At 54.4% G+C, this 11,917-nt stretch carries 12 protein-coding genes; 8 read left to right on the forward strand and 4 right to left on the reverse strand.

Annotation, left to right across the window (positions count from 1 at the left end):
* The first annotated feature begins 99 nt into the window (after positions 1-99).
* The 8 genes from typA to fabY all read left to right on the forward strand — a co-directional run bounded on the left by typA (position 100) and on the right by fabY (position 8,196).
* A complete protein-coding gene (gene typA, locus ABLV76_RS15230; protein ID WP_002882755.1) occupies positions 100-1,923 on the forward strand; it encodes a ribosome-dependent GTPase TypA in 1,824 nt (607 codons plus the stop codon).
* 199 nt (positions 1,924-2,122) lie between these two features.
* Complete coding sequence (locus ABLV76_RS15235) at positions 2,123-2,833, forward strand: GntR family transcriptional regulator (RefSeq protein ID WP_017899841.1); 711 nt, start codon at positions 2,123-2,125, stop codon at positions 2,831-2,833.
* A gap of 7 nt (positions 2,834-2,840) precedes the next feature.
* Positions 2,841-3,821, forward strand: coding sequence for a TIM barrel protein (locus tag ABLV76_RS15240; RefSeq protein WP_348878373.1), 981 nt, complete (start codon positions 2,841-2,843; stop codon positions 3,819-3,821).
* A gap of 100 nt (positions 3,822-3,921) precedes the next feature.
* Positions 3,922-5,184, forward strand: coding sequence for an MFS transporter (locus tag ABLV76_RS15245; protein ID WP_057212601.1), 1,263 nt, complete (start codon positions 3,922-3,924; stop codon positions 5,182-5,184).
* A gap of 138 nt (positions 5,185-5,322) precedes the next feature.
* On the forward strand, positions 5,323-5,922 hold the full coding sequence (gene yihX / locus ABLV76_RS15250; protein WP_004203624.1) for a glucose-1-phosphatase: 600 nt from the start codon (positions 5,323-5,325) through the stop codon (positions 5,920-5,922).
* The gene (locus ABLV76_RS15255) at positions 5,916-6,776 is read left to right on the forward strand and encodes a virulence factor BrkB family protein (RefSeq protein ID WP_004203625.1); all 861 of its coding nucleotides are present in this window, start codon (positions 5,916-5,918) and stop codon (positions 6,774-6,776) included. The genes yihX and ABLV76_RS15255 overlap by 7 nt, the downstream gene beginning before the upstream one ends.
* A complete protein-coding gene (dtd, locus tag ABLV76_RS15260) occupies positions 6,773-7,210 on the forward strand; it encodes a D-aminoacyl-tRNA deacylase (RefSeq protein WP_004203627.1) in 438 nt (145 codons plus the stop codon). Before ABLV76_RS15255 ends, dtd begins: the two co-directional genes overlap by 4 nt.
* A 44-nt stretch (positions 7,211-7,254) precedes the next feature.
* Positions 7,255-8,196 (forward strand): fatty acid biosynthesis protein FabY, encoded by a 942-nt coding sequence (gene fabY, locus ABLV76_RS15265; protein WP_025999202.1) that lies wholly within the window; start codon positions 7,255-7,257, stop codon positions 8,194-8,196.
* A gap of 11 nt (positions 8,197-8,207) precedes the next feature.
* On the opposite strand, the gene ABLV76_RS15270 is transcribed toward fabY, so the two are convergent.
* The 4 genes from ABLV76_RS15270 to fdxH all read right to left on the reverse strand — a co-directional run bounded on the left by ABLV76_RS15270 (position 8,208) and on the right by fdxH (position 11,910).
* On the reverse strand, positions 8,208-9,125 hold the full coding sequence (locus tag ABLV76_RS15270) for an alpha/beta hydrolase (protein ID WP_043521882.1): 918 nt from the start codon (positions 9,123-9,125) through the stop codon (positions 8,208-8,210).
* Positions 9,126-9,449: 324 nt separating this feature from the next.
* Positions 9,450-10,379: a formate dehydrogenase accessory protein FdhE gene (fdhE, locus tag ABLV76_RS15275; protein WP_004203631.1), complete on the reverse strand. Its 930-nt coding sequence runs from the start codon at positions 10,377-10,379 to the stop codon at positions 9,450-9,452.
* Positions 10,376-11,011, reverse strand: coding sequence for a formate dehydrogenase cytochrome b556 subunit (fdoI, locus tag ABLV76_RS15280; RefSeq protein WP_004203632.1), 636 nt, complete (start codon positions 11,009-11,011; stop codon positions 10,376-10,378). Before fdoI ends, fdhE begins: the two co-directional genes overlap by 4 nt.
* Positions 11,008-11,910 carry a formate dehydrogenase subunit beta gene (fdxH, locus tag ABLV76_RS15285; protein WP_002882822.1) on the reverse strand — a complete coding sequence of 301 codons (903 nt, stop codon included), beginning with the start codon at positions 11,908-11,910 and terminating at the stop codon, positions 11,008-11,010. The genes fdoI and fdxH overlap by 4 nt, the downstream gene beginning before the upstream one ends.
* Between the last annotated feature and the right edge of the window lie 7 nt (positions 11,911-11,917).

Consider the following 11,917-nt stretch of genomic DNA (forward strand, 5'->3'; position numbering starts at 1 on the left):
TCTGCAATACTTGTTTGCGGAGGATGTTTGTGATCCTGTTCAGTCCTTCGCTTAATACGTGTACAATAACGCGCTATTTCTAATGCCTGAGGCAAAGTTGTGATCGAAAATCTGCGTAATATCGCCATCATCGCGCACGTTGACCATGGTAAAACTACCCTGGTTGACAAGCTGCTACAGCAATCCGGTACGTTCGACGCACGTACTGAAGCACAAGAACGTGTGATGGACTCCAACGATTTGGAGAAAGAGCGTGGGATTACCATCCTCGCGAAAAACACCGCAATCAAATGGAATGATTACCGTATCAACATCGTTGATACCCCTGGGCACGCCGACTTCGGAGGTGAAGTTGAGCGTGTTATGTCCATGGTTGACTCTGTGCTGCTGGTGGTAGATGCCTTTGATGGCCCGATGCCGCAAACGCGCTTCGTGACCAAAAAAGCTTTTGCCCACGGTCTGAAGCCGATCGTGGTCATCAACAAAGTTGACCGCCCGGGCGCGCGTCCGGACTGGGTTGTCGATCAGGTGTTCGACCTGTTCGTTAACCTCGACGCGACCGACGAACAGCTGGACTTCCCGATCGTTTACGCGTCCGCGCTGAACGGTATCGCGGGTCTGGACCACGAAGACATGGCTGACGACATGACCCCGCTGTACCAGGCGATTGTCGATCGCGTGCCGGCGCCGGACGTTGACCTTGACGGTCCGCTGCAGATGCAGATCTCCCAGCTGGACTACAACAACTACGTTGGCGTCATCGGCATCGGCCGCATCAAACGCGGTAAAGTGAAGCCGAACCAGCAGGTCACTATCATCGATAGCGAAGGCAAAACCCGTAACGGTAAAGTCGGTAAAGTGCTGACTCACCTGGGGCTTGAGCGTATCGAGAGCGACGTAGCTGAAGCTGGCGACATCATCGCGATCACCGGTCTGGGCGAGCTGAACATCTCCGACACCATCTGCGACCCGCAGAATGTCGAAGCGCTGCCGGCCCTGTCCGTTGATGAGCCGACCGTTTCCATGTTCTTCAACGTCAACACCTCTCCGTTCTGCGGTAAAGAAGGTAAGTTCGTTACCTCTCGCCAGATTCTGGACCGCCTGAACAAAGAGCTGGTGCACAACGTGGCGCTGCGCGTTGAAGAAACCGAAGACGCTGATGCGTTCCGCGTTTCCGGCCGTGGTGAACTGCATCTGTCCGTTCTGATTGAAAACATGCGTCGCGAAGGTTTCGAGATGGCGGTTTCCCGTCCGAAAGTTATCTTCCGTGAAATCGATGGCCGTAAACAAGAGCCGTTCGAGAACGTGACGCTGGACGTCGAAGAGCAGCACCAGGGTTCTGTTATGCAGGCGCTGGGCGAGCGTAAAGGCGACCTGAAAAACATGAATCCGGACGGAAAAGGCCGCGTACGTCTCGACTACGTGATCCCAAGCCGCGGTCTGATCGGCTTCCGTTCAGAGTTCATGACCATGACCTCCGGTACCGGTCTGCTGTACTCCACCTTCAGCCACTACGACGACGTTCGTCCGGGCGAAGTGGGCCAGCGTAACAACGGCGTGCTGATCTCCAACGGTCAGGGTAAAGCGGTAGCGTTCGCGCTGTTCGGTCTGCAGGATCGCGGTAAGTTGTTCCTCGGTCACGGTGCGGAAGTTTACGAAGGCCAGATCATCGGTATTCACAGCCGTTCTAACGACCTGACGGTAAACTGCCTGACCGGTAAAAAACTGACCAACATGCGTGCGTCCGGTACTGACGAAGCCACGGTTCTGGTTCCGCCGGTTAAGATGACCCTGGAGCAGGCTCTGGAGTTCATCGATGACGACGAACTGGTAGAAGTCACTCCGACCTCTATCCGTATTCGTAAACGTCACCTGACCGAGAACGACCGTAAACGCGCAATGCGCGGTGCAAAAGAAGAGTAATTGATTCTTCTTGCTGTTCGCTAAACCCCGCCTCTCCGGCGGGGTTTTTTTATGGGTGAGATCTGACAATCGCTGCGCTAACCCGGGGCCTCCAGGAGACCCTGGTCACATTTATACCTAAAGTTTGTCCGAGGAATTGCTTTCTTTTTTTGCAGAAGAGTAAGATGAGTTATCTGGTTTAAACCAAATGGATTAAACAATGACTGAAAATCTTTCTACTGTCGAAAATGCAAAAGAGAAACTGGATCTGTGGCTTAAGCAAGGGCTGACGGCTGCGGGTGGAAAACTGCCTTCAGAGAGAGAGCTTGGCGAACTGCTGGGGATCAAACGCATGACGCTGCGTCAGGCGCTGCTCAGCCTGGAAGCGGAATCGAGGATCTTTCGTAAAGACCGGAAAGGATGGTTTGTCGCGCAGCCGCGTTTTAACTACAGTCCTGAGCTCCCCGCGAGCTTTCAGCGGGCCGCCATTGAGCAGGGAAGAGAACCCTCGTGGGGCTTTATTGAAAAACAGCGAACCCGAGACTATCCCGACGCCGCTAAACCCCTGCTGGATGTCACTCCGTCTGATGATTTATATCTGGTCACCGGCTGGGGAGCGCTGGAAGGGCATAAAGTTTTCTACCACGAGACTTTTATCAACCCTAACGTCGCGCCAGATTTTATTGACCGGTTGAAGAACCAGTCTTTTTCCTCCGTCTGGGAGCGTGAATATCATAAGCCTGTGGTGATAAAAAAACTGGCTTTTAGACCCGTCAGAATGTCGGGCGATGTGAGCAAATTCATCGGTGGCTCTGCAGGTCTGCCGGCTATTCTGATAGAAAAACACCGTGCCGATAGTGCCGGCAATATTGTGCAAATAGATCTCGAATACTGGCGATTTGAGGCTGTGGATCTGTTTATTAACTTGTAGGTATTTTATGGTCACTAAAGATAACGCCGGGAAGATCCTTTCCCGTATTGATAATATACCACTCTACCTTCATGCTTATGCCTATCATTTGAATATGCGGCTTGAACGTATTTTACCTAATGATTTACTGACCATTGCAGATAGTCTGCATTTAAAGGGGGTGAAAATACACGTTCTTGATGGTGAGCGTTATTCGCTGAGCAATATGAATGATGCCCAGTTAGCCGGGTTTGCTGACAAAGCGAAAGCGTTGCAGCTGGATATTCACATCGAAACCAGCGCCTCCGATAAACAGACCATCGATCAGGCCGCGACTATCGCTTTAAAAACAGGAGCGACTTCCGTTCGTTTTTATCCGCGTTATGAAGGCCATTTACATGACGTAATGGAAAAAATTTCAGCAGATATTCAATACATTAAAAAGGCTTATAGCCATACCGGCCTGACCTTCACCCTTGAGCAACATGAAGATCTCAAAAGCGCTGAACTGGTGAATTTAATTAAACAAAGCGAGATGCCATCGCTATCGCTCCTTTTTGACTTCGCCAATATGATCAACGCTAATGAGCGACCGCTTGAGGCGTTAGCGTTGATGTCACCTTACATTACGCAGGTTCATATCAAAGACGCTTGTATTATTACTGAGAACGGTGGGCTTGGGCATCGGGCCTGTAATTCAGGCCAGGGCGATATGCCGTTTAAGGCGCTGCTGACGGAATTAATTTGTCTTGGTGATGATCATCCGCAGGTCATGGCATACGGTCTGGAAGAAGAAGTGGATTACTATGCCCCCCCGTTCCGTTTTGCCTCGGAGGGGGACAACCCGTGGATCCCCTGGCGACAAATGAGCGAAATCCCACTGCCAGACGCCGATCAGCTTGAAGAGCGACTGCTAAAAGAAAAAGAGGATGCGATAGCGCAGCTCCATTATGTCAAAGAGACGTTGCAGAGAATAAAAGACGAAGCGCTTACGGCGCTGGCACACTAAATTTACTATTAATTCGTTATGCCGGGACATCATTTTTAATAAATGATGATGGTCTGTTATTTTCCTTAAACCAAATGATGTTCAATCATTAGGGGAACTTATGCTCACAAAAAAGAAATGGGCTATATTCAGTTTATTAACCCTGTGCGGTGGCACCATTTATAAACTGCCTTCTCTGAAAGATGCTTTTTATATCCCGATGCAGGACTATTTCCATCTGACTAATGGCCAGATAGGCAATGCCATGTCGGTGAACTCCGTGGTGACCACGATTGGTTTTTTCCTGTCAATTTACTTTGCCGATAAACTGCCTCGCCGCTACACCATGTCGCTATCGCTGATTGCGACAGGCTTGTTGGGGATCTATCTGACGACTATGCCAGGCTACTGGGGAATTCTCTTTGTTTGGGCTCTCTTTGGCGTTACCTGCGACATGATGAACTGGCCGGTGCTATTAAAGTCGGTAAGCCGGTTGGGCAACAGCGAACAGCAGGGGCGTTTGTTTGGTTTCTTTGAGACCGGGCGGGGGATTGTCGACACGATTATTGCTTTCTCTGCCCTGGCTATTTTCACCTGGTTTGGCAGCGGTTTGCTGGGGTTTAAAGCCGGGATCTGGTTCTACGCTCTGATCGTGATTGTTGTCGGGATCATGCTGTTTTTTATGCTGAAAGAAAAGGATGAGGATGCGCCTGAGAAAGCTACCGTCGAGAGCGCCACAGAGAAAAGTAGCATCTCTTCGGTCTTAAAAGATAAAACCATCTGGCTTATCGCGTTCAACGTCTTCTTTGTTTATGCGGTTTACTGTGGGCTCACTTTCTTTATTCCCTTCCTGAAAAATATCTACCTGTTGCCGGTGGCGCTGGTGGGCGCCTACGGCATCATTAACCAGTATTGTTTGAAAATGGTGGGTGGGCCGATTGGCGGCCTGATAGCCGATAAAATCCTCAAGTCGCCAAGCAAATATCTCTTCTATACCTTTTGTGCCAGCACCGTAGCCCTGGTGGCGTTAATATTGCTGCCCCACGAAAGCATGCCAGTCTACCTCGGCATGATCTGCACCCTGGGATTTGGCGCAATTGTGTTTACCCAGCGAGCGGTCTTCTTTGCCCCGATCGGTGAAGCCAACATCGCGGAGAACCGGACCGGCGCCGCCATGGCGCTGGGGAGTTTCATTGGCTACGCACCGGCCATGTTCTGCTACAGCCTGTATGGCTACATTCTCGATCTCAACCCTGGTCTGACAGGCTACAAGATAGTCTTTGGCATCATGGCGTGCTTTGCGCTCTGTGGCGCGTTCGTTTCGGTCATGCTGGTTAAACGCATTCGCGGTGGCAGGAAAACGCTGCGCGCTGCGACAGAATAACCGCCAGCCTGACTCTGCTTATTCAAAGCCGCATTATGCGGCTTTGTTCGCGAGTGGCTTGTTGTTTCAGGTTTATGCATAGTCAAACCTCATCTTTCCCGCTAAAGTTAATTTTCCACGGCGCGGAAGGAGACGAAAATGCTCTATATCTTTGATTTAGGTAATGTGATTGTCGACATTGACTTCAACCGGGTATTGGGGGCCTGGAGCGATTTAACCCGCATCCCGCTGGCGACGCTGAAGCAGCATTTCACCATGGGAGAGGCTTTCCATCAGCATGAGCGCGGCGAGCTCAGCGATGAAGACTTTGCCGCCGCCATGTGTCATGAAATGAATATGTCCCTCAGCTATGAACAGTTTGCTCACGGCTGGCAGGCGGTGTTTGTCGCGCTGCGTCCGGAAGTGATTGCGATCATGCAAAAACTGCGTGCCCAGGGCCATCGCGTGGTGGTGCTCTCCAATACCAATCGTCTTCACACCACGTTCTGGCCGGATGAATACCCGGAAGTGCGCGCTGCCGCCGATCGCATCTATCTGTCACAGGAGATGGGAATGCGTAAGCCTGAAGCGCAAATTTATCAGCGAGTACTGGACGAAGAGGGCTTTTCCGCCGCAGATACGGTCTTTTTTGATGATAACGTCGATAATATAGCAGGGGCTAACCGGTTGGGGATCACCAGCATTCTGGTGACCGGGAAGAAGACCATCCCTGACTATTTCGCGAAACAGCTATGCTAAGAACCGTTCATCAAAAATTACTCCACCATACCCGGCCGCTGCTGGCGTGGCTAAAGCTGCTGTGGCGGCGTATTGATGAAGACCATATGACGACCCTGGCGGGGAACCTCGCCTATGTGTCATTACTGTCCCTGGTGCCGCTGATTGCCGTCGTGTTCGCGCTATTTGCGGCCTTCCCCATGTTCTCCGAAGTCAGCGTGCAGATCCGCCATTTTATCTTCGCCAATTTTATTCCGGCGACCGGGGATGTGATCCAGGGATATATCGAGCAGTTCGTCGCCAATTCCAGCCGCATGACCGCCGTAGGCGCCTTTGGCCTGATCGTCACCTCGCTGCTGCTGATGTACTCGATCGACAGCGCGCTAAACACCATCTGGCGCAGCACGCGCAGTCGCCCCAAAGTTTACTCCTTTGCCGTTTACTGGATGATCCTGACCCTTGGTCCGCTGCTGGCGGGCGCCAGCCTGGCGATCAGTTCCTATCTGCTGTCGCTGCGCTGGGCAAGCGACCTGGACGGCGTAATTGATAATCTGCTCCGCCTTTTCCCGCTGATCCTCTCCTGGGCGGCATTCTGGCTGCTCTACAGTATTGTACCCACCACCCAGGTACGTAACCGCGACGCGGTGATCGGGGCGCTGGTGGCGGCGCTGCTGTTTGAGGCAGGTAAAAAAGCGTTTGCCCTCTATATCACCACCTTTCCGTCCTATCAGCTCATTTATGGCGTGATTTCGGTGGTGCCGATTTTGTTCGTCTGGGTGTACTGGACCTGGTGTATCGTCTTGCTTGGCGCTGAAATTACTGTCACTCTCGGTGAATACCGCAAACTTAAAACAGAAGAAACAGAACAACCATGATTGCATTAATTCAACGCGTATCCCGTGCAAGCGTTACCGTGGCGGACGAAGTGACGGGCGAAATTGGCCCGGGGCTTCTGGTGCTGCTGGGAGTCGAAAAAGACGATGATGAACAAAAAGCGAATCGCCTCTGCGAGCGCGTGCTGGGCTACCGCATCTTCAGCGATGCGGAGGGGAAAATGAACCTGAACGTTCAGCAGGCGGGCGGCAGCGTGCTGGTGGTTTCGCAATTTACGCTGGCGGCGGATACCGAGCGGGGAATGCGGCCAAGCTTCTCGAAAGGCGCCGCTCCTGACCGCGCTGAGGCGCTGTATGAGTATTTCGTCGCCCGCTGTCGCCAGCAGGAAATGAACACCCAGACCGGAAGATTCGCTGCGGATATGCAGGTTTCTTTGGTCAATGATGGTCCCGTGACCTTTTGGTTGCAAGTATGACCCAGCTTCCGGGCAGGCTGCGGGTAACAAAAGAGAGTACGACTATGTATCACCTTCGTGTACCGCAAACAGCAGAAGAGTTAGAGAGCTACTATCAGTTCCGCTGGGAGATGCTGCGTAAGCCGCTGCATCAGCCTAAGGGTTCGGAACGTGACGCCTGGGATGCGATGGCGCATCATCAGATGGTGGTGGATGAAGAGGGCAACCTGGTGGCTGTCGGCCGGCTATATATCAATGCAGAGAATGAAGCCTCCATTCGCTTTATGGCCGTTCATCCCTCGGTGCAGGATAAAGGGCTGGGTACGCTGATGGCGATGACCCTGGAGTCCGTCGCGCGTCAGGAAGGGGTTAAGCGGGTCACCTGTAGCGCTCGCGAAGATGCGGTGGAGTTTTTCGCCAAGCTCGGCTTTATCAATCAGGGGGAGATCACCACCCCGACCACCACGCCGATCCGTCATTTCCTGATGATTAAGCCGGTCGCATCGCTGGACGACATTCTCCACCGTGGCGACTGGTGCGCGCAACTACAGCAGGCGTGGTATCAGCATATCCCGCTGAGTGAAAAAATGGGCGTGCGCATCCAGCAGTACACCGGGCAGAAATTTATTACCACCATGCCGGAAGCGGGAAATCAGAATCCGCACCACACGCTGTTTGCCGGCAGTTTGTTCTCGCTCGCTACCTTAACCGGATGGGGGCTTATCTGGCTGATGCTGCGCGAGCGGCACCTGGGGGGCACCATCATTCTGGCGGATGCGCATATCCGCTACAGTCAGCCCATTAGCGGCCGCCCCAGCGCCATCGCCGACCTCGGTTCGCTGAGCGGCGATCTCGACCGTCTGGCGCGTGGGCGTAAAGCCCGCGTGCAAATGCAGGTGGAGCTTTTTGGCGACGATAAACAGGGCGCCGTTTTCGAGGGGATCTACATCGTGCTGCCGGCGAAGCCCTTTGGCTCTTACGAAGAGGGCGGCAACGAGGAAGAGTAAGCCGCGGGCGGTTATCGTCCTGGCGATGCTAAGCGCCAGGCGATATCCCGCATGGCATCTCGCGCGGCGCGGCTGATCCCACCCAGCTGAAAGAAGCCGTGGATCACCCCCAGATAGCGCTGACAGGAACTCTCCACCCCTTGCGCCATCAGCCTTCGATACAGCGCTTCGCCCTCGTCGCGTAAAGGATCGAACTCCGCCGTCAGAATATGCACCGGCGGCAGACCGTGAAAATCGTCGCGCCAGAGCGGACTGGCATCCGGATGGTTCGCTGGCGTCGAGGCGAGGTACATTTCATAGCCGCTCAACAACGTGTCCCGGGTAATCACATAGTCAGCGCCGTTGCTGACGTAGCTCGCCATGCTGGCGGTGGGGTCGAGCATGGGATAAATCAGAATCAGTTGCGCGGGTTGCCACGCCGCATTCGCTTTCAGGCGCAGGGCCGTTACCAGAGCGAGGTGCCCGCCGGCGCTGTCGCCAGCCAGTGTGATGCGTGAGGCGTCAACGCCAAGCTGCTCCGCGTGCCGGTGGATGATCATGACACCTTGTTCTGCGTCATCGTGCGCCGCCGGAAAGATATGCTCCGGCGCCAGGCGGTACTGCACGGCGATCACCCGGCAACCGCTGAACCAGGCTAGCTGGCGGAGCTGATTGTCGTGGGTGGCAAAGCCGCCGCTGACAAAACAGCCGCCATGATAATACACAATGGTGGGTAGTAAGCCGTTGCTTTTTGGCGGCGAGACGACGCGCAAGGTCATGCCATCGAGCGCGATGTCTTCAACCTGTACCCGCGTTTCCGTTTCCCCTGCGAGAACGGCGCTGGCGAGATAGCCGTTTCTCCGGTCATCAATACTCTGTTCTCGCGATGATGGCCGCCCCGCAGCAATAAACTCCTCAACCAGCGAAGCAATCCCTTTTTCCAACGTCATGGCAAGTCCCTTTTACTGGGTTAATATCCAGTGTTATAGCCTGGTTATTGCGAAAAAGATATACCGAATAAAGCCGCGATCGCATTGTGGAAAGCGGCTCGCAGAAGCGTATTTCTCAGCAAAGATCTGCTTTTTCTTCGTTTTTATCAGGTGTAATTTGCTCGTTATCCGGTGCGCCGTAATACCTTGTCCTTCTGAACAGCACCCTAAAAGTTGAACAATATCTGGAGAAGCAGAAACGGGCTAAGGAGAGCATTTCCGGCGTGTTCACACCGTATGAATGATAACGAGCGACCTGAGTCGCCCGTTATAGGAGCGCAGAACTTATTCCCCTTCGCCGGGGAACATGAACGGGTTAATTGAGCTTCTGGCGAAGCCTTCCTGCTCCATGCGGGCGTCGAGCACCAGGGATGCCAAATCGTCGGCGACGGCTTCGACTTTCGGATCCTTCTCCTGATACATAATCTTCAGGTAAGTTCCGCAGTCGCCACAGCTTTCGGCTTTCACCGCAGCCTGCTCGTTGTCCAGCGACCAGTAGTGCAGATCGCGGCTCTGTTCGCAGTTGCTACATTTGACGCGTACCACGTGCCACTCGGTTTCGCACAGATTGCAGTGCAGATAGCGCAGCCCCTGGGTGGTGCCGATCTGCACGATGCTGGAGACCGGCATCGAGCCGCACACCGGGCAGAACTGGCGCTGTTCGCCGTATTCAGCGCGCGCTTTCCCCGGAATCAGGCTGGCCATCTGCGCCCAGTAGAGCGACAGCGCGGCCCAGATGAACGGCGCTTTATCGCTGCTGACCGAGGCGAAGTCGGAAGCAAACAGCGCGCTGGCCATCTGCTCCAGCTCCTGCTCAGAGGCTTTTTCCAGATTTTCAATGACCGCCAGCGCTGGGCCGCTCATCTCCGGCTTCAGCTCGGCAATCAGCGAGTGCAGCAGCTTGTGCCAGTGTTTGTCGCGCGGCAGGACGTGGATATCCAGCGGCGGCTTGCCCTGTTCGCTGGCCGCTTTAATACGGGCGGTGAGATCCATCTGCAGCGGATGGTCGTACAGCACCACTTCCTGGGCATGGGCGATCAGCGCGGCAAAGCGCAGGTAATCGCCCAGCGGGTTATTGGCGGCCAGCTCGCGCAGACGTTCAGCGCGGCGGTTATACAGATTTTTCAGCCTGGGGAACAGTAGCGGCGGAATTGCTTCCGCCGTGCGTTTCTCGCTCGAACCCAGCTCGTCTTGCGGGATTATGCGAATACTCATTCAGATGACTTTTCCTGTTTCTGGCGGACCTCTCGGTACCAGCGCGGGTGATGTTTTTTCGCCCACGTACTGGTGACCCAGCCTTCCACCATCGCGGTAATGGTGCCTTTCACCCAGAGGGCGGCGTAGATATGCACCATGATAACCACAATTAACGCCACTGCGGCAAATGAATGCAGCATCAGCGCAAATCGGATCACCGGGATTGAGAAAGCCGGCGCAAAATACGGACGCCAGATTATCACACCGCTCACCAGCAGCAGTACCAGGAAGATAATCGCCGCCCAGAATACGCATTTCTGGCCGAAGTTATAGCGTCCGGTATCGCCCACCTCCTCGTTGACGACGATCTTACGAATATTCTTCGCCCAAAAGATATCATCCCGATTGATTAGGTTATGGTGCCAGTAACGGAAAAACATGATGATGAACGACGCGAACATCACCACCCCGACGAACGGGTGGAGAATTCGCGCCAGCTGCGGCGTGCCGAGGATATGCATCAGCCAGTTAAAGGACGGGAAGAAAAAGCCTAACCCGCTTACCGCCGCCAGGATGAAGCAGAAGGCGGTGACCCAGTGGTTGATGCGTTCCGGCGCCGTGTAGCGCACGATGGTGTCACGTCTTTTCATTTGCGCACCTCGTCTTTCTCTTCATGCAGGTTGTCCTCTTCCTCTTCCGCGCGGTTCGGACCGACGCCGACGTAGTGGAAGATACTGGCTGCGAAGGTCGCGGCGAAGCCGACGGCCGCCAGCGGTTTCCAGATGCCTTTCCAGAACTTGACGGTCTGGCTGATCTCCGGGTTTTCCGGCAGGCCGTGGTACAGATTCGGCTTATCGGCATGGTGCAGCACGTACATGACGTGGGTACCGCCGACGCCGGCCGGATCGTACAGGCCCGCATTGTCGTAACCGCGGGTTTTCAGTTCAGCTACGCGCTCGCCGGCCAGCGTTTTCATATCCTCTTTGGAGCCAAAGTGGATGGCGCCGGTCGGGCAGGTTTTCACGCAGGCCGGTTCCTGGCCGACGGTGACGCGGTCTACGCACAGGGTACATTTGTAGACGCGGTTGTCTTCCGGGTTCAGACGCGGTACATCGAACGGACAGCCGGCGATACAGTAACCGCAGCCGATGCACTGCTCGGACTGGAAATCGACGATGCCGTTGGCGTACTGAATGATCGCGCCTTCTGACGGGCAGGCCTTCAGGCAGCCCGGATCGGCGCAATGCATGCAGCCATCCTTGCGGATGAGCCATTCAAGCTTGTCGTTTTGCTCCACTTCCGAGAAGCGCATCACCGTCCATGACTTGGCGGTCAGGTCCGCCGGGTTGTCATACACCCCAACGTTGTGACCGACTTCATCACGAATATCGTTCCATTCGGAGCAGGCCACCTGACAGGCTTTGCAGCCGATACAGGTGGTGACGTCGATAAGCTTCGCCACCTCCTGCTGGTGGTCCCGCGCCTGAGGCGCGGGGGTGAAACCGTTAGTCGCGGAACGACGAATAATATCTTGCGATTGATAAGCCATAAGTCGT

Origin of the sequence: Klebsiella sp. GB_Kp047 (genome assembly GCF_040065235.1) — a bacterium.
GTDB lineage: Bacteria > Pseudomonadota > Gammaproteobacteria > Enterobacterales > Enterobacteriaceae > Klebsiella > Klebsiella quasipneumoniae.